25 protein-coding genes are annotated in these 25,660 nt (G+C 68.6%); 14 read left to right on the top strand and 11 right to left on the bottom strand.

Annotated elements, in window-relative coordinates; all coding sequences use genetic code 11:
• Nucleotides 1-36: 36 nt before the first annotated feature.
• On the bottom strand, nt 37-543 hold the full coding sequence (locus ACFWUU_RS02330) for a hypothetical protein (protein ID WP_380171988.1): 507 nt from the start codon (nt 541-543) through the stop codon (nt 37-39).
• A 236-nt stretch (nt 544-779) separates the two neighbouring features.
• Here ACFWUU_RS02330 and ACFWUU_RS02325 point away from each other — a divergent pair, with 236 nt between their 5' ends.
• Nucleotides 780-3,686 (top strand): bifunctional [glutamine synthetase] adenylyltransferase/[glutamine synthetase]-adenylyl-L-tyrosine phosphorylase, encoded by a 2,907-nt coding sequence (locus ACFWUU_RS02325; RefSeq protein ID WP_380174251.1) that lies wholly within the window; start codon nt 780-782, stop codon nt 3,684-3,686.
• A gap of 12 nt (nt 3,687-3,698) precedes the next feature.
• Entirely contained in the window at nt 3,699-4,412 is a 714-nt protein-coding gene (gene trmB / locus ACFWUU_RS02320; protein WP_380171986.1) for a tRNA (guanosine(46)-N7)-methyltransferase TrmB, read from the top strand.
• On the opposite strand, the gene ACFWUU_RS02315 is transcribed toward trmB, so the two are convergent.
• Nucleotides 4,393-6,978: a family 78 glycoside hydrolase catalytic domain gene (locus tag ACFWUU_RS02315; protein WP_380171984.1), complete on the bottom strand. Its 2,586-nt coding sequence runs from the start codon at nt 6,976-6,978 to the stop codon at nt 4,393-4,395. The two genes, trmB and ACFWUU_RS02315, sit on opposite strands and share 20 nt — an antisense overlap.
• Nucleotides 6,979-7,132: 154 nt before the next feature.
• On the opposite strand from ACFWUU_RS02315, the gene ACFWUU_RS02310 reads away from it, so the two are divergent.
• The 5 genes from ACFWUU_RS02310 (at nt 7,133) to ACFWUU_RS02290 (ending at nt 10,422) form a co-directional block, all read left to right on the top strand.
• Nucleotides 7,133-7,219 (top strand): putative leader peptide, encoded by an 87-nt coding sequence (locus ACFWUU_RS02310; RefSeq protein WP_371407990.1) that lies wholly within the window; start codon nt 7,133-7,135, stop codon nt 7,217-7,219.
• An 85-nt stretch (nt 7,220-7,304) separates the two neighbouring features.
• Nucleotides 7,305-8,375, top strand: a complete 1,071-nt coding sequence (locus ACFWUU_RS02305) for an ABC transporter substrate-binding protein (RefSeq protein WP_380171982.1) — start codon at nt 7,305-7,307, stop codon at nt 8,373-8,375.
• Between the two features lie 10 nt (nt 8,376-8,385).
• Nucleotides 8,386-9,153 carry an ABC transporter ATP-binding protein gene (locus ACFWUU_RS02300; RefSeq protein ID WP_137254275.1) on the top strand — a complete coding sequence of 256 codons (768 nt, stop codon included), beginning with the start codon at nt 8,386-8,388 and terminating at the stop codon, nt 9,151-9,153.
• Nucleotides 9,143-10,015 carry an ABC transporter permease gene (locus tag ACFWUU_RS02295; RefSeq protein WP_380171981.1) on the top strand — a complete coding sequence of 291 codons (873 nt, stop codon included), beginning with the start codon at nt 9,143-9,145 and terminating at the stop codon, nt 10,013-10,015. Before ACFWUU_RS02300 ends, ACFWUU_RS02295 begins: the two co-directional genes overlap by 11 nt.
• A 26-nt stretch (nt 10,016-10,041) precedes the next feature.
• Complete coding sequence (locus ACFWUU_RS02290; protein WP_380171979.1) at nt 10,042-10,422, top strand: PLD nuclease N-terminal domain-containing protein; 381 nt, start codon at nt 10,042-10,044, stop codon at nt 10,420-10,422.
• Between the two features lie 18 nt (nt 10,423-10,440).
• Here the strand turns inward: ACFWUU_RS02290 and ACFWUU_RS02285 are convergent, their stop codons facing one another.
• The 5 genes from ACFWUU_RS02285 to ACFWUU_RS02265 form a co-directional block, all read right to left on the bottom strand.
• Nucleotides 10,441-10,734 carry a WhiB family transcriptional regulator gene (locus tag ACFWUU_RS02285; protein ID WP_134097793.1) on the bottom strand — a complete coding sequence of 98 codons (294 nt, stop codon included), beginning with the start codon at nt 10,732-10,734 and terminating at the stop codon, nt 10,441-10,443.
• A gap of 198 nt (nt 10,735-10,932) precedes the next feature.
• Nucleotides 10,933-11,298, bottom strand: a complete 366-nt coding sequence (gene crcB, locus ACFWUU_RS02280; RefSeq protein WP_380171977.1) for a fluoride efflux transporter CrcB — start codon at nt 11,296-11,298, stop codon at nt 10,933-10,935.
• Nucleotides 11,295-11,681 carry a fluoride efflux transporter FluC gene (locus ACFWUU_RS02275; RefSeq protein WP_380171975.1) on the bottom strand — a complete coding sequence of 129 codons (387 nt, stop codon included), beginning with the start codon at nt 11,679-11,681 and terminating at the stop codon, nt 11,295-11,297. Before ACFWUU_RS02275 ends, crcB begins: the two co-directional genes overlap by 4 nt.
• Complete coding sequence (locus ACFWUU_RS02270; protein ID WP_380171973.1) at nt 11,671-12,219, bottom strand: histidine phosphatase family protein; 549 nt, start codon at nt 12,217-12,219, stop codon at nt 11,671-11,673. The genes ACFWUU_RS02275 and ACFWUU_RS02270 overlap by 11 nt, the downstream gene beginning before the upstream one ends.
• Nucleotides 12,220-12,228: 9 nt before the next feature.
• On the bottom strand, nt 12,229-12,483 hold the full coding sequence (locus ACFWUU_RS02265) for a hypothetical protein (protein ID WP_233714685.1): 255 nt from the start codon (nt 12,481-12,483) through the stop codon (nt 12,229-12,231).
• A 392-nt stretch (nt 12,484-12,875) separates the two neighbouring features.
• Between ACFWUU_RS02265 and ACFWUU_RS02260 the strand changes: the two genes are divergently transcribed.
• Genes ACFWUU_RS02260 through ACFWUU_RS02250 form a run of 3 tightly spaced genes read left to right on the top strand, consistent with a single transcriptional unit; the run spans nt 12,876 to nt 17,449 of the window.
• Nucleotides 12,876-13,955 (top strand): 3-deoxy-7-phosphoheptulonate synthase, encoded by a 1,080-nt coding sequence (locus tag ACFWUU_RS02260; RefSeq protein WP_380171971.1) that lies wholly within the window; start codon nt 12,876-12,878, stop codon nt 13,953-13,955.
• Between the two features lie 53 nt (nt 13,956-14,008).
• Entirely contained in the window at nt 14,009-16,114 is a 2,106-nt protein-coding gene (locus ACFWUU_RS02255; protein WP_380171969.1) for a phosphocholine-specific phospholipase C, read from the top strand.
• A 39-nt stretch (nt 16,115-16,153) separates the two neighbouring features.
• Nucleotides 16,154-17,449 carry a glycoside hydrolase family 32 protein gene (locus tag ACFWUU_RS02250; protein ID WP_380171967.1) on the top strand — a complete coding sequence of 432 codons (1,296 nt, stop codon included), beginning with the start codon at nt 16,154-16,156 and terminating at the stop codon, nt 17,447-17,449.
• On the opposite strand, the gene ybaK is transcribed toward ACFWUU_RS02250, so the two are convergent.
• Nucleotides 17,436-17,924: a Cys-tRNA(Pro) deacylase gene (ybaK, locus tag ACFWUU_RS02245; protein WP_380171965.1), complete on the bottom strand. Its 489-nt coding sequence runs from the start codon at nt 17,922-17,924 to the stop codon at nt 17,436-17,438. The two genes, ACFWUU_RS02250 and ybaK, sit on opposite strands and share 14 nt — an antisense overlap.
• The gene (locus tag ACFWUU_RS02240) at nt 17,911-18,597 is read right to left on the bottom strand and encodes a helix-turn-helix transcriptional regulator (protein WP_380171963.1); all 687 of its coding nucleotides are present in this window, start codon (nt 18,595-18,597) and stop codon (nt 17,911-17,913) included. Before ACFWUU_RS02240 ends, ybaK begins: the two co-directional genes overlap by 14 nt.
• 76 nt (nt 18,598-18,673) lie before the next feature.
• On the opposite strand from ACFWUU_RS02240, the gene folE reads away from it, so the two are divergent.
• A complete protein-coding gene (gene folE, locus ACFWUU_RS02235; protein WP_137254286.1) occupies nt 18,674-19,285 on the top strand; it encodes a GTP cyclohydrolase I FolE in 612 nt (203 codons plus the stop codon).
• Nucleotides 19,286-19,311: 26 nt separating this feature from the next.
• On the opposite strand, the gene ACFWUU_RS02230 is transcribed toward folE, so the two are convergent.
• On the bottom strand, nt 19,312-19,635 hold the full coding sequence (locus ACFWUU_RS02230) for a hypothetical protein (RefSeq protein WP_137254287.1): 324 nt from the start codon (nt 19,633-19,635) through the stop codon (nt 19,312-19,314).
• A 217-nt stretch (nt 19,636-19,852) separates the two neighbouring features.
• On the opposite strand from ACFWUU_RS02230, the gene ACFWUU_RS02225 reads away from it, so the two are divergent.
• The 3 genes from ACFWUU_RS02225 to ACFWUU_RS02215 are packed head-to-tail and all read left to right on the top strand — an operon-like array spanning nt 19,853 to nt 25,079.
• Nucleotides 19,853-21,253, top strand: coding sequence for a 3' terminal RNA ribose 2'-O-methyltransferase Hen1 (locus ACFWUU_RS02225; RefSeq protein ID WP_380171961.1), 1,401 nt, complete (start codon nt 19,853-19,855; stop codon nt 21,251-21,253).
• Entirely contained in the window at nt 21,250-23,772 is a 2,523-nt protein-coding gene (locus ACFWUU_RS02220) for a polynucleotide kinase-phosphatase (RefSeq protein ID WP_380171960.1), read from the top strand. Before ACFWUU_RS02225 ends, ACFWUU_RS02220 begins: the two co-directional genes overlap by 4 nt.
• A gap of 29 nt (nt 23,773-23,801) precedes the next feature.
• Complete coding sequence (locus tag ACFWUU_RS02215) at nt 23,802-25,079, top strand: alpha/beta fold hydrolase (protein ID WP_380171958.1); 1,278 nt, start codon at nt 23,802-23,804, stop codon at nt 25,077-25,079.
• Here the strand turns inward: ACFWUU_RS02215 and ACFWUU_RS02210 are convergent.
• Complete coding sequence (locus tag ACFWUU_RS02210) at nt 25,067-25,660, bottom strand: TetR/AcrR family transcriptional regulator (protein WP_380171956.1); 594 nt, start codon at nt 25,658-25,660, stop codon at nt 25,067-25,069. The two genes, ACFWUU_RS02215 and ACFWUU_RS02210, sit on opposite strands and share 13 nt — an antisense overlap.

The raw sequence follows: 25,660 nt of genomic DNA, 5'->3' as shown, positions 1-25,660 counted from the left end.
GGTAACACTGAGTATGCAGATTGCAACAGAGTGTGTTCAGACTCCGGCGGTCTGTGGCGGTGCGTCGTCGGAGGCGTGCTTGGAGGCCCAGCGCGATGCCGCCGTCGAGTGCCGGTACGGCGGATCAGCAGCCGCCGGATCAGTCGCCGCCGGTACGTCGGCAACTATGTCGACCACCGGAGCGCTGGTCACGATTGGCGTACCGTCCGGAGCGAGCACGTGGACCTCTTCGACCGTCAGCAGCCCGACCGGGCGGACGCCTTCGGTGATGATCACGATGCAGCCGGGGATCACCTGCTGGGCCCGATTCCCCTTGGCCGGCACGAGAATCCCCTCGGCCGGCGTACGCCAGGCACCGGGCGCGAACCGGCGCAGCGCGATCCCGGCCTGACCGTCCTCAGGCGTTCGCGGCGGGAGGTACGCCGTCGCTGTGTAGTCGTAGTCGTAGTCCGGCTCCGGTGGACCCGACACTCGCCCGCCCTGTTGTGGCGTCAGCCAGAGCACCGTTCCGCGCACGGCGAGCGACCCCGTCATCATGACCATGAGAAGCCATCATGCCGATTACTGAGCGGATCCGCTACACGACACCGTGTATTCCCCGGGATCTGTTCGCGATCCAGCTGAGACGTTGTGAACACCCGACCATTGTGCGCCTCCGAAGCGGTGGTGGGTTCCCGAAGTGGGTTGGGTAGCCTCTGGGGGTGGCTGAGGGTCGGAGAGGGTCGTGGGAGGGACGGCTTGTCCGGCTCGGGTTCGAGGACCCGCAGCGCGCGGCGGGCATGCTCGAGGACCTGGACGCGCTCGACTCGCACAGCCCGATGGCCACCGAGCAGCTGATCACCACGCTCGGGGAGTCGGCCGATCCGGACCTCGCGCTGTACGGCCTGTGCGGGATGGCGGAGGCGCTGCACCGGCACGAGTACGACGTTGCCGCGTTCGCGCGCACACTCGAGATGGACGACGGCTTCCGGCGCCGCCTCGTGTACGTGCTCGGCGCGAGCGAGGCCCTCGGCCGGCACCTAGCCGTCCACCCGCGCCACTGGTACGACCTCGCCGACCCCGCCCTGGCCGGTGCCCGCCCGTCCATAGAGGACGTCGCCGCCAAGCTCGCGACCGCGGTCGACGCCGAGAACCCGGTCGACGCCCTCAGGGTCGAATACCGTCGCCTGCTGCTGAGACTGGCCGCGCGTGATCTCGCCGAGGGCCTGCTCGTCGACGAGGTCGCCGCCGTACTCGCGGATCTCGCCGGCGGAGCGCTCGAGACCGCGTTGCACATCGCCCGCAACGAGTACTTCGCCGCGCATCCCGGCGCCGCCGACTGCCGTCTCGCGATCATTGCCATGGGCAAGTGTGGCGGCCGGGAGCTCAACTATGTCAGCGATGTCGACGTCCTCTTCGTCGCCGAACCGCTCGAAGGCGAGCCGGAACTCCCCGCGCTGAAGACCGCGACCCAACTCGCTGCCGCCGCGATGCGGATCTGCTCGGCGCACACTGGCGAAGGCACGCTCTGGCCGGTCGACGCCGCGCTTCGGCCCGAGGGCAAGTCCGGTCCGCTCGTCCGCACCCTCGACAGCCACCTCGCCTACTACCAGCGCTGGGCCAAGACCTGGGAGTTCCAAGCCCTGCTCAAGGCCCGTCCCGTCGCAGGCGATGCGGCGCTCGGTCGGGAGTACTCCGAGAAGATCGGAAGCCTCGCCTGGTCCGCCGCCGACCGGGAGGGCTTCGTCGACGACGTACAGGCGATGCGCCGCCGCGTCATCGACCACATCCCGGCCGCGGACGTCGATCGCCAACTCAAGCTCGGCCCCGGCGGGCTGAGGGATGTCGAGTTCGCAGTACAGCTCCTGCAGCTCGTCCACGGCCGCAGCGACGAGTCGGTTCGCAGCGGTACGACGTTGGTCGCGCTCGAGTCCCTGACCACCAGCGGGTACGTCGGACGCACCGACGGCGCCGTACTCGCGGACGCGTACCGCTTCCTGCGCTCGATGGAGCACCGCATCCAGCTGTACCGCCTGCGCCGTACCCATCAGGTCCCGGAGGACGAAGCAGACCTGCGCCGTCTCGGCCGCTCGCTCGGCTTCACGAAGAACCCGGTCGCCGACCTGACCGCGGCCTGGAAGAAGCACGCGCTCGAAGTACGGCGGTTGCACGAGAAGCTGTTCTACCGCCCGCTGCTCGCGGCGGTCGCGCGCATCCCGGGCGACGAGGTGCGGCTCACGCCGGAGGCGGCGAAGCAGCGGCTGACGGCCCTCGGGTACGCCGATCCCGCGTCGGCGCTGCGGCACATCGAGGCGCTGTCCGAGGGTGTGTCGCGGCGTTCGTCGATCCAGCGGGCACTGCTGCCCGCGATGCTCGGCTGGTTCGCCGAGTCACCGGATCCGGACGCCGGCCTGCTCGCGTTCCGCACGATCTCCGACGCGCTCGGCTCGACCCCGTGGTACCTGCGCCAGCTACGCGACGAAGGCGCCTCGGCCGAACGACTCGCGCACCTGCTCGCCAGCGGCCGGTACGCCGTCGACCTGCTCCAGCGCGCACCCGAGGCAACCGCGATGTTCGCCGACGAACGCGAGCTGACACCGCGGACCCAGGACGCGCTCCTGGCCGAGATGTCCGCGGCCGCCCGTCGCCAGGACGCGCCGGAGGCCGCGGTTGCCGCAATCCGGGCCGTACGCCGACGAGAACTGTTCCGGATCGCGGCCGCCGACCTGTCGGGACTGCTCGACGTGGAGCAGGTCGGCGAGGCGCTGACCGTGATCTCGGTAGGGACGCTGACGACTGCGCTCGAGGTCGCACGACGAGCCGTCGCGAAGGGCGAGCCCGAGCCGACGCGGATGTCGATCGTCGCAATGGGCCGCTTCGGCGGGCACGAGCTCAGCTACGGAAGCGACGCCGATGTGATGTTCGTGCACGACCCGAAGCCCGGCGCGGACGAGAAGGCCGCGACCGACTTCGCGACCCAGGTGGCGACCGAACTGCGCCGGCTGCTGGCGTTGCCGGGCACCGATCCGGCGGTCGTGGTCGACGCCGACCTGCGGCCGGAGGGTCGGCAAGGACCGTTGGTACGCACGCTCGCGTCGTACGCCTCGTACTACGCCAGATGGTCAGCGGTCTGGGAAGCACAAGCCCTGCTCCGGGCCGATCCGTTGTGTGGGGACGGCGACCTGTGTCAGTCCTTCCGCGAGCTCATCGATCCGCTGCGCTACCCGGAGAACGGGATCAGCGAACGCGACGTGATGGAGATCCGCCGCATCAAGGCCCGCGTCGACGCCGAGCGCCTCCCGCGTGGCGCCGACCCGGCCACGCACACCAAGCTGGGGCGAGGCGGTCTCGCCGACATCGAGTGGACCGTCCAGCTCCTCCAGCTCCGCGAGGCGCATCGCGTCCCCACGCTACGTACGACGCGCACGCTCGGAGCGCTGTACGCCGGTGTGGACGCCAATCTCGTCGACCCGACCGAAGCGGACACGCTTCGCGCCGCGTGGGAGATGGCGACCCGGATCCGCAACGCGATCATGCTCGTCCGCGCCCGCCCGGGGGACTCGCTGCCGCGCGATCCCCGCGACCTCGCCGCGGTCGCCCAGATCTGCGGCTACCCACCCGGCGAATCCAGCCGCTTCTCCGACGACTACCTCCGCACCACCCGTCGCGCCCACAACACCGTCGCCCACCTGTTCTGGGACGACTAATAGAATCGTCGGGTGGTTGAAGCAGTGGATCAGGTCAGGCAGACGGGCGTGTTCAGTACGGTCCGGCGGAGTGTTCGGATGACGGCTGGGCAGCGGCGGGTCTGGCAGACGCAGTGGTCGGAGCTCGGCCGGACGCAGGAGGACCTGCCGCCCGGCGAGCTGGATCTGGCGCAGTGGTTCGGCCGGGAAGCGCCTACCGTGCTGGAGATCGGTTCCGGGATGGGAGAGGCGACCGCGCAGCTCGCCGTCGCCGCACCGGAGGTCAACCACGTCGCCGCCGAGGTGTACCCGGCTGGTCTGGGACAGCTGATGCTCTGGGTCGAGAAGTACGACCTCGAGAACGTTCGTCTGCTCCAGGGTGATGCGCTCGACTTCCTCCGCGATCACGTCGCGCCGGGCACGCTGGCCGGCGTACGCATCTTCTTCCCGGACCCGTGGCCGAAGAAGCGGCACCACAAGCGCCGCCTGGTCAGTTCGCCGTTCGTCGCGTTGGTTGCCTCCCGCCTCCAATCCGGCGGAACGTTGCACCTGGCAACGGACTGGGCGGACTACGCCAACCGGATGCTCGAGGTCTGCGAGGCCGAGCCCGCGCTGCGGAACCAGTACGAAACCTGGGCCCCGCGCCCCGAGTGGCGCCCGGTCACCAAGTTCGAGTCCCGCGCCCAGGCCGAGGGCCGCGAGGTCCGCGACCTCATCTACACCAAGGTCACGCCGATCGACTCGTGAAGTGCCACTGCCCGGCCGGCACGGTGTAGACCGTGTACCCGTCGAAGTACGTCGCCTCGCCGGCGAACGATTGCGGTACGGCGGCAACATCCGAGGCAGCGGCGGACGGTACATGGACCTCCGCTGTCGTACCGACCGGAACCTGCACCTCCAACGACAGCACCCGCCCGGTCCGCTTCCACGAGACCGACGCGCGCCCGCGAATCGTCTCGGTCCGGATGCTCGCCGAGTCCACCTCGTCGCGCGCATCCGGTCGGACCACTATCCGCTCGCATCCCGCGTCGGCCACGCGCAGCCCGGCAACGTTCTCGAAGATCCACTGCACGACCGTGCCTTGGAAGTAGTGGTTGCGCGACCGCGAGTCGCTCTCCCACGCCTCCCACATGGTGTCCGCGCCGAGGTCGAACCAATACCCCCAGCTCGGGTAGCTCCGCTGCAGCGCGACCTTGGTTGCCAGATCGCCGTATCCGTGCGCGGTCAGCACAGGCAGCAGTACGCCGACACCCAGGCACCCCGTGTTGAGATGGAACCCGCGCGCTTTGACATCAGCAGCCAGCCCCGCCGCCACCTTCGCGACCATGTCTTCCGGCACGATCCCGAACGCCAGTGGCACAGCGTTCGACGTCTGCCGATAGTCCGGATCCTCAGCCGACCGATACTGTCCCGCGTCGCGATCCAGGAACGCCCGATTCAGTCCGTCGGCCAGCTCACCGGCCGCCTTGCGATAGTCGTTGGGCTGCCCAATCACCTCGCCGATCTCCGCAGCGACGACGACAGCCCGATACAGGTACGCCGTACCCGTCAGCCGCCGGTCCTCCGGCGCCGGACCGTTCGCATACCCCGGCGGAAGCCAGTCCCCGAGCACACTGACCGACAACCCGTCCTCGACCCGGCCGAGCTCCCAGGCCAGGTATCGGGTCAGCGAATCCCAGTGCTCGCGCAGCAGTCGTTCGTCCCCGTACCAGCGGTACATCTCGCGCAGCAGGAACGGATACACCGTCGGCCACTCGGTCGCGGGGGAGAGGTCGGTGAAACCCCAGCCGCTCGACGGCACGATCACCGGCAACTGCCCGGAATCCGCTTGGCTGTCCCGGATGTCGCCGAGCCACTTGGTGAAGAACCGCGCCAGGTCGAGCGTCGCCAGCATCGTCGGCGAACCCACCTGCGCGTCCCCGGTCCACCCGTTCTTCTCGTAGAACGGCGTGTCCGTCGGGATCCCGTGCAGGTTGCTCAGGACCGTACGCCGCATCGCCTGCTCGAACTGCTCGTACGGCGCCTGCGACGAAGCAAACCGGGTCACACCGCTGACGTCCGAGTTCACCACCCGCATCTGCACATCCGCCCGCGCGCCCTCGAGCTGCACGTACCGGAAACCCTTGTACGAGAACCGCGGCTCCCAGACCTCGAGACTGCCGTTGCCGGCCGCAACATATTCGTCCCGCTGGATCCGATCCCCGTCGACGTGCCCGTTCTTCGCCACCACGTTGCCATCAGCAACTGTCTCGCCATGGGTCAGGCTGATCGTGGTCCCGGCCGGCGCCGACACCGACAGCTTCGTCCAGCCCGCAACTGTGCGCCCGAAGTCCGCGATCCATACCCCCGGCCGTACTTCGGTCACCTCGACCGGATCCACGGTCTCGACCACCCGGATCGGCTCGTGCGCCTGCGCGGTCAGCCTCCCCTTCGGCGCCTCGACAACCGCGGCCGCCGACCACGACGAGTCGTCGAACCCGGCCGCGTCCCAGCCCGGCAGCGCGCGACGGGCGTCGTACGTCTCGCCCGTGTAGAGCGAGTCGGAGAGCGTCGGTCCACCGGTGATCCGCCACGACTCGTCTGTGACCACCTCGTCCACGCGCCCGTCGTCGTACTCGACGACCAGCCTCGCGATCAGTCGCGGTTCGGCGGTCCACGGCGTCTGATGCCAACGCCAGACATTGACCGACGTCATCCCGAAGAACCCGCGCCCGAGCTCAGCCCCGACGACGTTGTCGCCCGACCGCAGGAGCTCGGTGACGTCGTGGGTCACGTAGAGCACAGTGCGGTCATACGCGGTGAAACCAGGATCGAGTACGGCGTCGCTCACCGACTGCCCGTTGAGCCGGAGATCGGCGTACCCGAGGCCGCTCGCATACAACCGCGCCCGGCGCACCGTTCCGTCGACGGCAAACCCGCGCCGCAGCAGCGGGGCGCTGTCGGTCGCCCCGCCGATCCACTGCGCCGACCGGAAGCCCTCGTCGCGCAAACCGGTCTCGAACCATTCCGGTGCAGCCCACTCACCCGGCAGGTCGTCCCACAACCGGACGGTCCAGTAGTACCGCGTCCGCGCCGCCGTCGGCCCGTCGTACTCGATGCCGAAGGTCCGCGCCGAGTCGACCTTCCCCGAATCCCAGACATCCGCGCCCTCCGGAGTCAACAGCTCCGGCGCGGACGCGACGAGCACCTGGTACGCCGACTGCGTCGCGCCGTACCCGGGAGCGGTGGCGACCCAGCTGAACCGCGGCCGGTTCACGTCGACGCCGAGCGGTCGGACGGCGTACTCGGTCTTCAGAGAGCGGGGAGTCAGCACGCACAGGACCGTAGGCAGTGGTCCGCGCCGCTTTCAACCGTGTGACCAGATCCGGCCGATGATCGATTCTGATCGTTTGTCTCGGTTAGTGATTCGTCGTCCCAAATGCTGAAACCTCAGCATCTTGCTCGACTTTGTCCGCTTTCATGGAGACATGCAGGTCATCTCGAACGCTCCCGGCGACGCGCTCACGCGGCGCCGGCACGTCGACCTGCTGCGCGTGAACTCCTCCGGTTGTTGACCTACGCGAACCACTCCGCGTACCCGTCAGCCCGCCACCGACCCGTTGGAGTAGGTCCGTGCGCCTCCAGAACAAAGGTCTTCCCGTGAGCATCTCCGCCATCCGTCCGTTCCGCCTGCTCGCCGCCGCCCTGGCCCTGACCGTCGCCGCCGCCGGCTGCTCGCGCGCCGACAGCGGCGCCGACACCCAGGCCGCGTCGGCCGACAAGGGTCCAGCCACCGAGCTGCGGCTCGGCTACTTCCCGAACGTCACCCACGCCGCCGCGCTGGTCGGTCTCGGCAAGGGCCTGTTCACCAAGGAGCTCGGCAGCACCAAGCTGGTGCCGACCAAGTTCAACGCCGGCCCCGAGGAGGTCGGGGCGCTGCTCGGCGGCTCGCTGGACGCCGGCTTCATCGGCTCCGGTCCCGCGATCAACGCCTACGCGAAGTCCAACGGCGAGGCCGTCCGCCTGATCGCCGGTGCGACGTCCGGCGGCGCGCAGCTGGTGGTGAAGCCGACGATCACCAAGCCGGAGGACCTGGTCGGCAAGACCGTCGTCACTCCGCAGCTCGGCAACACCCAGGACGTGTCGCTGAAGAAGTGGCTGTCGCAGAAGAACCTGACCGGCAAGGTCAAGGTCACCAACCTGGAGAACGCGCAGACGCTCGACGCGTTCAAGAAGGGTGACGTGGACGCGGCCTGGTTGCCCGAGCCCTGGTCGTCGCGGCTCGTCCTCGACGCGGGCGCGAAGGTGCTGGTCGACGAGGCGACGCTGTGGCCGGACGGCAAGTTCCCGACCACCGTGCTGATCGTCCGGACGCAGTTCCTGCAGGAGCACCCGGAGACGGTGAAGGCCTTGCTGTCCGGGCTGCTGGCGGCGATCGACTACAGCAGCACGAACACGGCCGACGCGAAGGCCGTCGTGAACGACCAGCTGAAGGCAGCGACCGGTAAGGCGCTGAAGCCGGAGGTGATCGACCGGGCGTTCAAGAACATCCAGATCACCGCTGACCCGATCGCGAGCACGTTCCCGCAGCTGGCCAAGGACCAGGTCACGGCCGGGATCGCGAAGGAAGCGCCGAAGGTGGCCGGCTTCGCGGACCTCGGCCCGCTGAACGACGTACTCAGCAAGGCAGGCAAGCCGACGGTTGACGCCGCCGGACTGGACTCGAAGTAGGAGGCTGGCCATGACCGCGACCATCGAAACCTTGCCGGACGTGCTGAGCCCGGTGCGCTTTCATCAAGTAGGCAAGACGTTCGGGACCGGCCGGAAGTCGGTGGTCGCGTTGGACGGCGTCGACCTCGAGGTCGAGCCCGGTGAGTTCGTCTGCCTGCTCGGCGCGTCCGGCTGCGGCAAGACCACGCTGCTCAACCTCGTCGCGGGCCTGGACCAGCCGACGGCCGGTCGGATCGAGCTCAACTCGTCCCGCCCGGCGGTCGTCTTCCAGGAGCCGGCGCTGATGCCGTGGCTGACGGCCGCCGGGAACGTCGAGCTGCCGTTGCGGATGGCCGGCGTACCGAAGTCGCAGCGCCGGGCGAAGGCCGCCGAGCTGCTTGAGCTGGTGCGGTTGGCCGGCATGGGTGACAAGCGCCCGCACGAGCTGTCCGGCGGTATGCGGCAGCGCGTCGCCCTGGCGCGGGCGCTCGCGTCCACGGCCGACAGCACCGACGGCAAGCCGGCGCTGCTGTTGATGGACGAGCCGTTCTCCGCGCTCGACGCGATCACCCGCGACGTCCTCCAGGGCGAGCTGCTGCGGATCTGGCGAGCCACCGGTACGGCGATCCTGTTCGTCACCCACGACGTCCGCGAGGCGGTGCGTCTTGGGCAACGCGTCGTACTGCTGTCGTCGCGCCCGGGCCGCGTCGTACGGGAGTGGGACGTCGAGGACGCTCCCGATGCAGTGGACGAGATCAACACCGCATTGCGCAAGGTGATCAGCAGTCATGCCGCTTGACGTCCAGGAAGGGTCTGTCGAGGCCGGGCTCGATGCACTCGACACCCCGGTCAACACCACCGAGGGTTCTCGGGTACGGCGGATCGCCGCGCGGGTCCTGCCGCCGATCGGGGCGATCGTGGTCCTGGTCGCGATCTGGCAGGCCTTGTGGGCCGCGGCGTTCTGGCCCGAGTTCAAACTGCCTTCCCCGGCGGCGGTGTGGAGTCAGATCTGGCAGTTGATCAGCAGCGGCGATATCGCCGAGCTGTTCTGGGTCTCGGTGCACCGCGCGGTGATCGGATTCGCGATCTCGCTCGTCATCGCCGTACCGCTCGGGCTCGCGATCGCCAACATCACCGTCGTACGGCGGGGCATCGGCCCGCTCGTCTCGGGCCTGCAGAGCCTGCCCTCGGTCGCGTGGGTGCCGGCGGCGATCCTGTGGTTCGGCCTGAACGACCGCGCCATCTACTGGGTCGTGCTGCTCGGCGCGGTGCCGTCGATCGCGAACGGGCTGGTGTCCGGACTCGACCAGGTCCCGCCGATCCTGCCGCGGGTCGGCAAGGCCCTCGGTGCCGGGCGGTTCGGCGGCATCCGGTACATCCTGCTGCCGGCCGCGCTGCCCGGGTTCCTCGGCGGGCTCAAGCAGGGCTGGGCGTTCTCTTGGCGGTCGCTGATGGCGGCCGAGCTGATCGCGACGTCCCCGGAGCTCGGTGAGGGCCTCGGGCAGTACCTGCACAACGGCATGTCGCTGTCGGACATCTCGATGGTGTTCGCCGGCATCGTGCTGATCTTCGTGGTCGGCGTCGGCATCGAGCTGCTGGTCTTCCGCCCGCTCGAGAACACCGTCCTGCGCGCGCGAGGACTCACCACCTCCGCCCGCTGATCGGCTGCGCGCCGTACTGTTGGAGCGTGGTTCGATTCCTGCCGTTCCTGATCAGCTTGGTGCTCAGCGTGTATGCGCTGTTCTCCTGCATCCAGACACCCGACGAGGACGTGCCGCACCTGCCCAAGCTGGTGTGGATCGTCCTGATCGTGTTCGTCCCGTTCGTGGGGCCGATCGTCTGGCTGCTGATGTCGCGCACCCAGGGCGGTGGCGGCCGCGAGGCCGTCGTACGGCCGTCACGGCCCGTCGGCCGCCCGCCGGCTCCCGATGACGATCCGGACTTCCTGAAGTCACTGGATCGCTACCGGGACCCGCGCACGACCGTCAAGCCACCGGAGCCCGAGGACCCCAAGAACAAGGCGAAGGACGACGATTCCCCGTCCGAGAACGACGAGGGAACTGCCTGAGGTTGTAGCGGGCAGCTCCTACGCCGATTTGCGGTGCTCGGGGAGGACGGTGTTGTCGCGCTCGGACTCCGTGGTGCCGCCCCAGACGCCGTACGGCTCTCCGACGGAGAGCGCGTGCTGCCGGCACTCGGGCTGGACCGGGCAGGTCCCGCACAGCGACTTGGCCACCATCTCGCGGGCGCGTTTGCGAACGCCACGCTCCGATTCGGGTGAGAAGAAGAGCTCCGGGTTGACGTCCCGGCATGCGGCTTGTGACTGCCAGTCCCACAGATCCATGAGCGGGCGGGGCAGGCGAGGCATCCCTCTCGACATGGCAACCTCCTTGACTCACCGTGAGCGCGGACGGGCGCTCGGTGAAAACTATGCTCATCTCTTACGTAGTTCAACCCTTGTTGTCTCGAAGTTCGGGCCATTCGTTATCACCGCGTGCCGTTGCGGGCCGTGATCGGGCCCCATTCAGGCGCACAGCAGGCTGCGCACGTGTTCACTCATCACCTGGTGTGACATGAGTCACTTGCTCAACCACGCTCCGACGACGCCTGCAACCAGTCCGGTACCCAGGTTCAGCACCACGTTGAGCAACGCCTTACCGCGATGTCCGGAACCGGCCAATGCGGTCGTCTCGGCAGCGAACGTGCTGTACGTCGTGAACGCGCCGCAGAACCCGACGCCGACGAGCAAAGCGATCGTGTGATTGCCGACCCCGGTCAGCAACCCGAGCAGGAAACTGCCGAGGATGTTGACTGCGAAGGTTCCCCACGGCAACGGGGTCTCGATCCGGGCGCCGAGCAACAACCGGGCGACCATGTGCTTGTCCACCAGGAATCTGAGCGGTGCGCCGACCGCGGCCCCGAGGGCGACCAGCAGGATGTTCATCGGCGCCGGCCGCCCAACTGTTCGCCGATCGTTGCCGCTGCCAACGCCGCAGTGATCGTGCCGAAGAAGTAGACGAATGCAACAACCATCTGCACGTGCAGCAACTTCTCGGTGTCGACCGCGAAGGTCGAGAACGTCGTGAAGCCGCCGAGGATCCCAGTGCCGAGGAACGGCCTCAGCAACGGGTGGTGGCGTGGGGTCAACCGCGCGAGCAGGACCCCGATCGCGAAACACCCCAGCACGTTGGTGACGAACGTCGCCCAGGGGAATCCGGTCGCTCCGTGCGGCACTGCTTCGGCCAGTCCGTAGCGGGCCAGTGAGCCGATTACACCACCGAGAGCGACGACGCCGAGGATGCGAGGAAGTCCCGGCTCAGCTGTCATTCCCGGGATCGTAGCGGTAGTACTCGTGGGCGCCGTGGGCCGTCGCCTTCTCGCCGGTCAGCGCCCGGATCACCGTCGCGTGGGTGATCGCGAGGACCGGTCCGTCGGTGCTGGCGGTGTGCCGGGCGAGCGCGGCGCGGGCCCGCTCGCGGACCTGGGACAGCGGCTCCCACGGGCGCTGCACGCCTTCCGGCCATTCCCCGTCGTACGCCTCGAACTCGGCCTGCGCCGCGTGGAGGTCGGTGATGCTGCGCCACAGGCCGGTCTGGTCCGGCATCCAGTCGCGCAGGTCGTAGTCGACCCGGACGCCCAGGGCGAGCCGATGGCCGACGATCGCGGCGCTGTGCAGGGCGCGGGTGAACGGCGAGCTGACCAGGTACGTCGCGCGGATGCCGCCGAGCAGATCGGCGAGCTCCTCGGCCTGCTTCATCCCGACGGCACTCAGCGGGGCGGAATCGGCCGCGGTTCCCGGCAGGCCCCGGGAATCGATCGGCTCGTAGTCCGGCTCACCGTGCCGGACCAGGTAGATCTGCGTCACGGCCACGTTCTACCTCAGATGCCTGGCCCCTGCCCATCCACGCGAGTGGCCGGGCGGCGGCGATTCGGTCAAGGACGTCGGAGGCCGGACCTGGTGCAGCTCGTCGAAGAGGTTGTCGAGGCCGGCTCGTGGCACCGACGGCGAACTCTGGCCGTCGACCCAGCGGACCTCGGTAGCGCCCTGGTGCCCGTGCACCGCCAGCACCGAGTCGAGGTCGGGCCAGACGGCTGTTGCCGGGTTGTCACCCCGCCATCGCAAGGCCACCGAGCCGTCGCTGAACTCACACCCTTCAGCTACGACTCCGGTCCCTGAAACCCCACTCGGATCCCGATATCGAACCAACTCAAAGGTTCGCGGCCTCACCACCTGGAGCACTCCCCGTCGTCTAGCCGGTCTTGCAGGCCTCAACGAGCCCACACCACTGACGGTTACTCGGACGGCACTGAACGGGTGCTATTGTCGTTCCCGTGAAGCGCAGCTATTGGCGATTTTTTGAGTGGCCGGCTCTGGTGCCGGGCAGCTCAGCCGATCGCTGACGCCCAACCGCAGACACCGAAGCCGGCCCGAAGCCAAGGACATCCGTTCTTGGCTTTTCTCGTTCCCCAGCCGGCTGCCTGCGCTGCAACGCGAGCGGACCGGCGGAAAGGTCCCCCACGATGAACACCCTTCCCAAACCGACCGAACAGGCGCGCGTCGTCGATCGGCGGATCGAGAAGACCGTCCCGCTGATCACCCCGCTCGCCCTGCACGACGAGTTCCCGCTGAACGACGAACTCGCGGGACGCGTGGCCGACGGGCGGCAGGCGGTGGCCGACGTACTCAACGGCGTCGACGACCGGCTGCTGGTGGTCGTCGGTCCGTGCTCGGTCCACGACGCGAAGGCGGCCCTCGAGTACGCCGAACGACTGCGACCGGTCGCGGAGCGACTCTCCGACGGCCTGCTGATCGCGATGCGCGTGTACTTCGAGAAGCCGCGCTCCACGCTGGGCTGGAAGGGCCTGATCAACGACCCGGGCCTCGACGGCTCCGGCGACGTGAACCGCGGTCTCCGGATCGCACGCCAGCTGCTCGTCCAGGTCACGGAGCTGGGTCTGCCGGCAGGCTGCGAGTTCCTCGACCCGATCACCCCGCAGTACATCGCTGACACGGTCGGCTGGGGGGCGATCGGCGCGCGGACCGTCGAGAGCCAGGTGCACCGGCAGTTGTCGTCCGGTCTGTCGATGCCGATCGGGATGAAGAACCGGCCCGACGGTTCGATCGCCACGGCCGTCGACGCTATCAAGGCCGCCGCCGTACCGCACGTCTTCACCGGTATCGACCACGACGGCGCGCCCGCGATCCTGCACACCCGCGGCAACCCGGACTGCCACCTGGTGCTGCGTGGCTCCGACAGCGGCCCGAACTACGACGCCGAGTCGGTCGCCGGCGCCGTCGAGCTGCTGCGCAAGGCCGGCCTGCCGGAGCGGGTCGTCATCGACGCGAGCCACGGGAACAGCCGCAAGGACCACCGCCGCCAGCCGGTGGTGGCCGAGGAGATCGGCGCGCAGGTCGCGGCCGGCAACCAGGCGATCGTCGGTGTGATGCTCGAGTCGTTCCTGCAGGAGGGTCGTCAGGACCTCGACCCGACCCGGGAGCTGACCTACGGGCAGTCGATCACCGACGCCTGCATGGGCTGGGAGACGACCGAGCAGACGCTCGAGCAGCTGCGCGATGCAGCAATCGCTCGACGCGGATAGCTGTTCATCCGGAGGTCTCACGGTGGCTACGGGCCGACCCTAGGGTCCCGACCATGAGTGAGATCTCCCGGCGGCTGGTGCTCGGTTCGGTGGCGGGTGGGGCAGCGGTCTCGCTGCTCCCACCGTCGCTGCACACCGCGATGGCGCAGCCTGTGCGGCGTGGTGGTCTGCGCGCGATCGAGCACGTGATCGTGCTGATGCAGGAGAACCGTTCGTTCGACCACTACTTCGGGACGCTCCGGGGGATCCGCGGGTACGGCGACCGCCAGCCCTTGCGGCTACGGAACGGCAAGAGCATCTTCCGCCAGCCGAAGGCGGGCGGCGGCGAGGTGCTGCCGTTCTCGTTGAGCAAGGCCGCCGCCGACGAGGGCCGCAACCCCGACGACATCCAGTACCTCGGCGCCCTGGCGCACGGCTTCAGCGACGCGACCCAGGCCTGGGCCGGCGGCTGGAACGACGACTGGGTGCAGGCGAAGACGGCCGCCACCATGACGTACTACGAGCGCCGCGACATCCCGCTGCAGTACGAGCTCGCCGAGACCTTCACGATCTGCGACGCGTACCACTGCTCGGTCAACGGCTCGACCAACCCGAACCGCAACTACCTGTGGTCCGGCACGACCGGCTACGAGCCCTGTACGACGCAGCGTGCGGTCACCAACGCGGCGTACGACTACAACCACGCCGGCTACGACTGGACGGCGTACCCGGAACGGCTGGAGAAGGCGGGCGTCTCCTGGCAGATCTACCAGGAGTGGGACAACTTCACCGACAACGCGGTCGAGTACTTCAAGACCTTCAAGGACATCGGTCACCGGATCCTGGCCAAGGTGCCCGGCGACTACCGGACCACCGAGGAGTTCTACGACAAGCTGTTCGCGAAGACCGACGCCGAGCGTGCGGACGCGTTGAGGCAGCTCGACGAGGCCGTCGAGAAGCTGCCGATCAAGGACCAGAAGCTGTTCCGCAGGGCGATGTACCGATCCGAGCCGGAGTCGCTGGTGCCGCGGCTGCGGGCCGACATCAGGTCCGGCAAGCTGCCGAAGGTGAGCTGGCTCGTCCCGTCCGCGGTCGACTCCGAGCACCCCGGATCGTCCACGCCGGTCGGCAGCGCGAACCTGATCTACGACGTCCTCGACGCGATCGCCTCCGACCCCGACACCTGGTCGAAGACCGTGCTGCTGATCAACTTCGACGAGAACGACGGGTACTTCGACCACGTCCCGCCGCCGGTCGCTCCGCAGCCGACCTCGGGTGAAGGCGACGACTGGTACGCCGGTAAGCCGATCGGTCTCGGCCCGCGCGTCCCGATGACCGTCGTCTCGCCGTGGTCGGTCGGCGGTCACGTCAACTCGCAGGTCTTCGACCACACCTCGGTACTGCGATTCCTCGAACAGTGGTCCGGCGTCCGCGAGCCGAACATCAGCACCTGGCGGCGAACCGCCTGCGGCGATCTGACGTCCGCGTTCGACTTCGACCGCACCTACAGGCAGCCGTCCGTCGACCAGCCGGGCCCGGTGCCCGCGCCGATCACCCGCTGGCACCCTGCGCCGCCCGCCGACCAGGCGGTTCCGCTGCAGGAGGCCGGCTCGCGCCCGGCCCGCGCATTGCCTTACGGACCGTCGGTTTCCGGATCGGTTGCCAACGGCAAGCTGATGTTGGCCCTGAGCAACCATGGCTCGCAGTCGGCCCACTTCGCCGTCTACCCGTACGGCGGAGAGCTCCCGGCCCCGGCCCACCTCGACGTACACCACGCGCACCCGGACAAGACGCACGGCGAGACGCCGACCCTGGTCGAGATGCCGGTCGACGGCCCGTTCGAGCTCGCGGTGCAGGGCCCGAACCGCTTCTGGGTGGAGGTGGCGGGCTCGTCCGACGGCGCTGCGGCGGCTCTCGACGTACGGATCGAGAACCGTGCCGGCGCGCTCCAGCTCCACCTGGTCAACGGCTCGCGGAAGTCGCTGAACGTGAAGCTCAAGGCCCGCGGGTACGGCAGCAAGACCACGACGATCGAGCTGCGCGGCAAGCAGACCAGCCCGATCTTCTGGCCGACCGACCACGGCTGGTACGACGTCGAGGTCACGTCCCCGGACGACACGACGTACCGCCGTCGGCTGTCCGGTCACCTCGAAACGGGCAAGCCCGGAATCACCGGCTGACGCTGCACATCGGGGCGTCAGATGGTGTCATTGATCCTCATGACGTTCCCGTACCCCGAGACCGACTACCGAGAAGACAATCGCGGCCAGTTCCACTTCTCCAGCCGCAGCGGCTGGATGAACGACGTGAACGGGCCGGTGTACTACCGCGGCGTGTATCACCTCTACTACCAGCACGCCCCGAACAGCCTGGTCTGGGACACGATGCACTGGGCGCACGCGACCAGCACCGACCTCGTGCACTGGACGCAGCAGCCGATCGCCCTCGACCCAAAGGTCCACCCCGGTGATCTGTGGTCGGGCGGCGGGGTCGTCGACCTCGAGAACGCCAGCGGTCTGAAGGACGGCGACGACGACCCGATCCTCGTGTACTCCGGCACGAACGGCGTGACCGTCTTCTACAGCCTGGACGGCGGCAACACCTTCCTCACGTACGCCGACGGCAAGAAGGTCGCCATACCCGGCGGCACCAGCCGCGACCCGAAGGTGTTCTGGGACCCGGTCTCGGAGACGTGGAGCATGGTCGTCTGGTCGGACGAAGGTGGCAACGGCGTCGACTTCTACACCTCGACCAACCTGCTCGACTGGTCCCTCGCATCTCGCTACGCGGCCGAGTGGCTGTTCGAGTGCCCGAACCTGATCCGCATGCCGATCGACGACGGCCACCGCTGGGTGCTGCACGCCGGCAGCAGCAAGTACGTCGTCGGCGAGTGGGACGGTACGGCGTACCACTCGGACTGGACCGAACCGCAGCGGATCAACCAGACCGAAACCTTCGCCGGCGCCGGGTACTACGCCGCCCTGAACTTCGAGAACATGCCCGACGGCCGGATCGTCTCGATGGCGTGGCAGGGCGAGAACAAGGGCTCGATCTGGACCGGCAACGCGTCGTTCCCGGTCGACCTCACCCTGCACCACACCCCGGACGGCCTCCGCGTCTTCAGCACGCCGATCGCGGAGCTCGCGTCACTGCGGACGAGCTCTGAAACCTGGGACGACCTGACCATCGCTGACAGCACCCAACAACTCCCGGCCGGCACCACCTACGAGCTGGAGGCGACGGTGGACGTCAGTCAGGCCACGCGCTTCACCTTGAAGGTGGGCCGCGAGGTGACGTACGAAGCTCAACGTCTCGATGGCGCCGAGCTCCGTCCGGTCGACGGCAAGATCAAACTCCGCCTACTGGTCGACCGCGATCAACTGGATGTCTTCGGCAACGACGGCGAGGTCTACCAGAGCTACAACGTCCGTCCGACCGAGCTCGAGCTGACGGCCGAGGGACGTGCGGTCGTGGAGCAGGTGACGATCCATCAGCTCGGGTCTATCTGGCGATAGCCGCCGTACGCGCCTTCGTCACGGTGATCAGGTCGGCGGGAGACAGGCCGATGTCGAGACCGCGCCGTCCGCCGGACACGTAGACCGTCGGGTGGTCGGTGGCGGTGCTGTCGACAACCGTTGGCAGTGCACGCTTCTGGCCGATCGGGCTGATACCGCCGACGACGTACCCGGTGGTGCGCTCGGCGGCGGCCGGGTCGGCCATCACCGCCTTCTTCCCGCCGGCCGCGGCCGCGATCGCCTTCAGGTCGAGCTGCTTGCCGACCGGTACGACGCCGACCGCGAGCTTGCCGTCGACCTCGACGAGCAGGGTCTTGAACACCTGCTCCGGGTCGAGCCCGAGCGCCTCGGCGGCCTCCAGCCCGTACGACTTCGCGGCTGGGTCGTGCTCGTACGAGTGCGTGGTGAACTCGACCTTCGCCTTGGTCAGCGCCACTGTCGCAGGTGTGCCCTGACTCTGCCTACTCTTCGCCACCTGGCGAGCTTATTCCTGCCGGCACCAGGCGGACGCAGCAGTGGCCGGGCGATGGTGCGAGGCGGGCCTCGTACGGAAGGTCGAGCGTGCTGACGAGGCCGGCCAGCAGATGCAGGTTCATCCCGCAGACCAGCTTGGGCTGCTCCTGGGCGATCCGCCGGAACGGGCAGTTGACCAGCGCGATGCCGTCCTTGTCCGCCCGCGGCTCGAAGCCGTGCGACGCCAGGATCTCGGTCACCGGTCGGTCGCCCGCCGCTCGACCGATCTCCTCGCCGTACTCCCGCGCCCGCCGGTTGACCGCCTCGCGAGGTGAGCCGCCGGTCTCCTCGGCGTCTTCGACAGCGGCCGCGAGCAGGCGGCCGGCGACGGCGTACTGACGCTCGGGGAGGGAGATCTCGATCTCGCGGTCGGAGCGGTGGTACAGCTTGGCGGGCCGCCCGGCGCCCGGACCGGTGCGTCCGCTGCGGCGCTCGTAGCAGGTGTCGAGCAGGCCTTCTTCGGTCAGCCGGTCGAGGTGGAACGCGGCCGTCGTGCGCGGGATGCCGAGCTCGGTCGCGGCCTCGTCGCGGCTCACGGGCATCGGCGAGCCGACGACGTACTCATAGAGCCGGCGCCGGGTCGGCTCGTCCAGTACGGCGACCGCCTGAACTCCTGCGTCCCACGACGTGTCCACGGGATGATTCTATCGACAACTTGGGTTGATGTAACAGTTATAGTGGCAGTTCGTTGAGACCTCAGGGAGTGTGCAGATGGCGATCTCGGCAGACCTCGAGTCCGTCCCCCTCCACATCGTCGCGCGGCGGGAGGAGATCGACCTGCCGGCCGCGCAGCGCGCGGTCGCCGATCTGCTGACCGCGCTCGGGCGGGACCCGCAGAGCGCACATCTGGCGGACACCCCGCGCCGGGTCGCGAACGCGTACGCGGAGATGCTCACGCCGCGCGAGTTCGAGCTGACCACGTTCCCGAACGACGAGGGGTACGACGAACTCGTCCTGGCCAAGGACATCCCGGTGCAGTCGCTGTGCGAGCACCACCTGCTGCCGTTCCAGGGCGTGGCCCACGTCGGGTACCTGCCCGGCGACCGGATCCTCGGGCTGTCGAAGCTGGCCCGGGTGGTGGAGCTGTTCGCCCGCGACTTCCAGGTGCAGGAGCGGCTGACCAAGCAGGTCGCCGACTGGCTGCAGGACCACCTCGACCCGAAGGGCGTCGGCGTGGTGATCGAGGCCGAGCATCAGTGCATGTCGCTGCGCGGCGTCCGCGCGGCCGGCTCGCGCACGGTCACGTCGTCGCTGCACGGGATCCTCCGCGACAACCCCAGTTCGCGGCAGGAGTTCTTCGCGCTGACCGGCCTCACCCCGTAGGCCGGGCGGTCAGTCGAAGCTTTCGGTCAGGCCGACGCGACGGCGGGTGGGTGGTGGTGGGTCCGGCGGCCGGTGGCGAGGATGTGCGTGAGCTCGCCGGGCAGCAGGTCGGTGCCCGGTACCGGCTCCATCTCGGAGACGTCCAGCCAGCGCACCACGGTCGCGCCGCAGTGGCCGTGAACGGCGAGGATGGAATCCAGGTCCGGCCAGACGGCCGTGGAGGGGTTCGCGCCGTGCCAGCGGAGCGCGACCGAGCCGTCGGTGAAGACACAGCCTTCGGCGACGACGCCGGTACCGGAAACCCCGCTGATGTCGGTGTAGCGGACGAGTTCGAACGTCTGGGGTTTCACTGAAGACACCCCGGGGGGCGACAGATTGGTGCCATGATCCTTTCCCCGTAATAGCGTGCTTGGGCTCTCGCCACAAACCGGGGACATGTACCGACTGTCAGCGGGGAAGGACGGTCTGTAGCGACTCATCTTCTCAACACAAGCTAGATCCAAAGGGCCGAACGCGCCAGCCCTCAATCCGCGTGTCTCAATCCTCGACCCGTGATCGAATAGCGCGGTGTTCCTGACGCTTGGTACCGACCTGACCGGAGTAGCCGCGCCCGCGAGTGATTTCGGGTTCCTGTTGCACAAGAACCCGGCCCGCCCGCAGGCGATCGACGTGACCGGCGGATCGGCCCATGTCTTCTACCCCGAGGCGACCGACGAGCGGTGTACGGCGGCGGTCCTGCTCGAGATCGACCCGATCGGACTGGTTCGGTCCGGCCGCGGCAAGGCAGCGGAAGGTTTCACGCTCGGGCAGTACGTGAACGACCGCCCGTACGCCGCATCGAGCCTGCTCGCGGTAGCACTGGCGAAACTGTTCCGGACCGCGATGAACGGCCGCTGCGACGCGCGTCCTGAGCTGGCCGCCCGCGCGATCCCGCTGGAGATCCACGTGCCGGCGCTCCCGTGCAGCGGCGGTTCTGAGCTGGCCGAGCGCTTGTTCGCGCCGCTCGGCTGGAACGTCGACGCGCGCCCGGTGCCGCTCGACCCGGAGATCCCAGCGTGGGGCGATTCGCGGTACGTCGACCTGCGGCTGACCGGCGTACTGCGGCTGGCCGATGCGCTCAATCACCTGTACGTGATGCTGCCCGTGCTGGACGACGCGAAGCACTACTGGGTCGGCTCCGACGAGGTCGACAAGCTGATCCGGGCCGGCGAGGGGTGGCTCGCGGCGCATCCCGAGAAGGAACTGATCTCGCGCCGCTATCTCGCGCACCGGCGGTATCTGGCTGACGCGGCCCTTGAGCGACTCGTCGAGGTCGATGGCGTGGAGCTGGCTGACGAGTCGTCGGACGAAGGCTCGGTGTCGCTGGCGGTCGAGCGTCGGGGTGTGGTGGCCGGCGTACTGCGTGAGCTCGGCGCGCGACGGATCGCGGATATCGGCTGCGGTGAGGGCGCGCTGGTCGGCGAGCTGCTGAAGGACCCGATGATCGGCGAGCTGATCGCGACGGACGTGTCGGCGCGGGCGCTCGTCCGGGCCAAGCGACGGCTGCACTACGACGACCTGCCCGACCGTCAGCGCGACCGGCTGCGTTTCCTGCAGTCGTCGGTCACGTACTCCGACGAGCGCCTCGCCGGGCTGGACGCGGTCGTGCTGATGGAGGTCATCGAACACGTCGACCCACCACGCCTGCCTGCCTTGGCGTACTCCGTCTTCCACACCGCCCGCCCGGGTGCCGTGGTGATGACCACTCCGAACAGCGAGTACAACATCCGCTTCCCATCCCTCCCCGCTGGCAACTACCGCCACCCTGACCACCGCTTCGAGTGGACCCGCCCCGAGTTCGAAACCTGGTCCCACGAAACAGCCACCCGCTACGGCTACACGGTCGAGTTCCGCCCGGTCGGCCCGACCGACGCCAAGGTGGGTCCGCCGACCCAGCTCGCTCTTTTCCGACGGGAGGATGCCCGATGAAGATCGACGTACCAGCGCTCTCCCTCGTCGTCCTCGTCGGGGCGAGTGGGTCCGGCAAGTCGACGTTCGCGCGCAAGCACTTCCTGTCCACCGAAGTCATCTCGAGCGACTTCTGTCGTGGGCTGGTGTCCGATGACGAGAACGATCAGGCGGCTACCAAGGACGCCTTCGAGGTACTGAACTTCATCGCAGGCAAGCGCCTCGCGGCCGGGCGGCTGACGGTGATCGACGCGACCAACGTGCAGCCCGAGGCCCGCAAGGAGTTGGTGAATCTCGCGCGGGAGTACGACGTACTCCCGGTGGCGATCGTGCTGGATCCGCCGGAGCGCGTCTGTATCGAGCGGACCGAGCAGCGCGCCGACCGGCAGTTCGGGGCGAAGGTGATCACCCGGCAGCGCTCGCAACTGAAGCGCGGCCTGCGCAACCTCAAGCGCGAAGGCTTCCGGACCGTTCACGTACTGAACACCGTCGACGAGATCGATGCCGTCAGCATCGCGCGCACCCGGCTCTTCAACGACCTGAAGGACCAGACCGGTCCGTTCGACGTCATCGGCGACGTCCACGGCTGCCGTCCCGAGCTCGAGCAGCTGCTCACGGAGCTCGGCTACTCGATCACCCGCGACGACGCCGGCCGACCGGTCGACGCCGTACACCCGGATCGCCGTGCCGTGTTCGTCGGTGACCTCGTCGACCGCGGCCCCGACACCCCCGGCGTACTCCGTCTCGTCATGGGAATGGTTGCGAACGGCAACGCGTACTGCGTACCCGGCAACCACGAGGACAAGCTGCTCCGCGCGCTCCGCGGCAAGAACGTCAAGATCAGCCACGGCCTGGAAACCACCCTCGAGCAGCTCGCACTCGAGCCTGCCGAGTTCCGCGATGCGGTGGCCGAGTTCATCGACGGGCTGATCTCGCACTACGTCTTCGACGGCGGCAAGCTCGTGGTCTCCCACGCCGGCCTCGTCGAACGCATGCACGGTCGCGCCTCCGGCCGGGTCCGCTCGTTCTGCCTGTACGGCGAGACGACGGGGGAGACCGACGAGTTCGGGCTGCCGGTCCGCTACCCGTGGGCGAACGACTACCGCGGTCGCGCGATGGTCGTCTACGGCCACACCCCGACACCCGAGCCGGAGTGGATCAACAACACGATCTGCCTCGACACGGGCTGCGTCTTCGGCGGATCCCTGACCGCACTGCGCCACCCGGAGCGCGAGCTGATCTCGGTCAAGGCGGCCGAGGAGTACTACGCGCCGGCCAAACCGTTGCACGTAGCAACGGCCCCCGCACGCGAGCCCGACATACTCGAGCTGACCGACGTCACCGGTCGCCGCGTGATCGAGACCGCAACGCACGGGCGCCTGAGCATCCGCGCCGAGCAGGCCGGCGCGGCACTGGAGGTGATGAGCCGGTTCGCGATCGATCCGCGCTTCCTGCTGTACCTCCCGCCGACAATGAGCCCGGTCGCGACGTCGCCCGAGCCAGGTCTGCTCGAACACCCGCGGCAGGCGTTCGAGGCCTACCGCGCGCAAGGTGTCACCGAGTTGGTGTGCGAGGAGAAGCACATGGGTTCGCGCGCGGTCGTACTGCTGACGCGGGACGACGACGTCGCGGAGAAACGGTTCGGTCTCGCCGGCCGAGGTGCGATCCACACCCGCACCGGCCGGTCGTTCTTCGACGCGGACCTGACCGACGAGCTCCTGCTCCGACTGCGCCGCGTCGCCTCCGATGCGGACATTTTCGAGCAGCTCGACACGTCCTGGCTGCTGCTCGATGCGGAGCTGCTCCCGTGGAGCGCGAAGGCCGAAGACCTGCTCCGCAACCAGTACGCCGCCGTCGGCGCGGCCGCCCGCACGTCGTTGCCCGCAGCAACCGCCGCACTCCGGTCCGCCGTCGACGCCGGGCTGGATGTCGGCGAGCTGCTGGCGTCGATGGAGCGTCGTACGACGAACGCCGCGAGGTTTACCGAGGCGTATCGACGGTACTGCTGGCCGACCGACGGGCTGGACGGAGTACGGCTGGCGCCGTTCCAGGTGCTCGCGTCCGAGGGAGCGACATACCAGGATCGACCGCATGCTTGGCATCTCGACGTCGCCGACCGGATGGTTGCCAAAGGCCCGGAGCTGATCACGCAGACCCGGCGCCTGTTCGTCGACGCGGACATCTGGGACGACGGGATCGCTTGGTGGGAGGAGCTCACCGGCGCCGGGGGAGAGGGCATGGTCGTGAAGCCGGCCGCGAACCTGACCCGCACCGCCAAGGGCCTCGCCCAACCCGGTCTGAAGGTGCGCGGCCAGGAGTACCTGCGGCTGATCTACGGCCCCGACTACACCGACCCCGCCAACTTCACCCGCCTCCGCGACCGCAACCTGGGCCACAAGCGCTCCCTCGCCCTCCGCGAGTACGCCCTGGGCCTGGAGTCCCTCGACCGAGCCGCCCGCGGCGAGCCCCTCTGGCGCATCCACGAATGCGTCTTCGCCGTACTCGCGCTCGAATCGGAACCGATCGACCCACGACTCTGACCGCTGTCCCGCAGGCAGAAAGAGGCTTCATGACCAGCTACACGATTCCAGGTATGCATGTCCGTGAGCACACCGTCGACGTACCGCTCGACTGGTCGAACCCCGGCGACACGATCACGGTCTTCGCCCGCGAACTGGTGGATCCGACCCGCAAGGACGAGGACCTGCCGTGCCTGCTGTTCCTGCAGGGCGGTCCGGGCGGGAGGGGTCCGCGGCCGATCGGTGTGACCGGGTGGATCGGGCAAGCGCTGAAGAAGTACCGGGTCGTGCTGATGGACCAGCGGGGCACAGGGCGGAGTACGCCGGTCACCCGCCGGCGGATCGCGGCGATGTCGGCCGAGGAGGGCGCCGACTACCTCGCGTGCTTCCGGGCGGACTCGATCATCGCCGACGCCGAGCACCTGCGGAAGACGGTCTTCGGCGCCAAGCCGTGGTCGACGCTCGGGCAGAGCTACGGCGGGTTCCTGACGCTCACCTATCTGTCCAAGGCGCCTGAGGGTTTGACTGCGTGCTACGTGACCGGCGGGCTCGCGTCGATCGATCCGTCGGCGGCCGAGGTGTACCGGCGTACGTACCCGCGGGTCGAGGCGAAGAACCGCGAGTTCTACAAGCGCTACCCGCACAACGTGGAGCGGGTCGGTGCGATCGCGGACCGGCTGGCGGCGGACGACGTACGGCTGCCGGATGGCGATCGGCTGACTGTACGGCGGTTCCAGTCGCTCGGAATCGCCTTCGGGATGAAGCCTGGGTACGAGCGGATCCACTGGCTGATCGACGAAGCCTTCGACGGTGACGAGCTCTCGGACACCTTCCTGGGGCAGGCTCTCGACCTGTCGTCGTACCTCGAGGAGCCGTTGTTCGCCGCGCTGCAGGAGAGCATCTACGGATCCGGCGAGGGCGCGACCGGATGGGCGGCCGACGCGGAGCGGGCGCGGCGTCCGGAGTTCGCCGAGGACGCACGGCCGCTGCTGTTCACCGGCGAGATGATGTACCCCTGGATGTTCGAGGAGATCCGCGGGCTGCGGCCGTTCCAGGGCGCGGTCGAACTGATGGCGCAGCGGCCGCACTGGCCCGAGCTGTACGACCTCGAGCGGCTGGCGGCGAACGACGTACCGGTGGCTGCGGCGGTCTACTTCGACGACATGTACGTCGACTCCGGGTTGCAGCTCGACACCGCCGGGCGGGTCGGGAACCTGCAAGCCTGGGTGACGAACGAATACGAACACGACGGCCTCGGGACGGACCGCGTCTTCGAACGCCTCACCGAACTGGTCGCGTCGATCGGCGGAGGCCCTCAGAGGAGCTGACGATGGAGTGAGTCGGCAACAAACGTCTCGAACTCCTCCGGAGTCCAGCCGGACTCGTCGACCAGCTCCTGATACACACCGGGCGCCGCGAGCGCGCGGTAGACGGCCTGCGCCTGCTTGAGCGGGATCCGTAGATCAGCCTCCAGCGAGGCGATCATCGCATCCATCACTTGGTTGCGCCCGGCAAGCTTCGAGCGCAGGAGAGCTTTGGTTTCAGGGCTTTCGTCGGTCGCGGCCTCGAAGATCAGCACGACGTCGAAGCCGGCCGCGTACAAGTTGGTGAGCCAACCGGCCGCGCCGCGGAGACGGTCTGCCGGGCCCTCGATCGCAAACACCTGCTCGGCCCGCTCGAGTGCACCGGCCTCACTGAGCCACTGGTCGCAGATCAGCGACAGGATCTCCCGTTTGGTGCCGAACGCCGAGTAGACGGTCCGCGTCGCGACACCGGCCTCCTTGGCGATCGCGTCGATGCTCGTCGCGCCGTACCCCTGCGCGGCGAAGAGCGTGCGGGCCGCGCGGGCGATCCGCAGGCGGGTCTCTTCCGCCTGCACCTGGCGATAGGACTTGACAGCCTCGGGCAT

It is taken from the genome of Kribbella sp. NPDC058693 (assembly GCF_042715335.1).
Taxonomy (GTDB): domain Bacteria; phylum Actinomycetota; class Actinomycetes; order Propionibacteriales; family Kribbellaceae; genus Kribbella; species Kribbella jiaozuonensis.
This window is presented reverse-complemented; position numbering and strand designations above follow the sequence as displayed.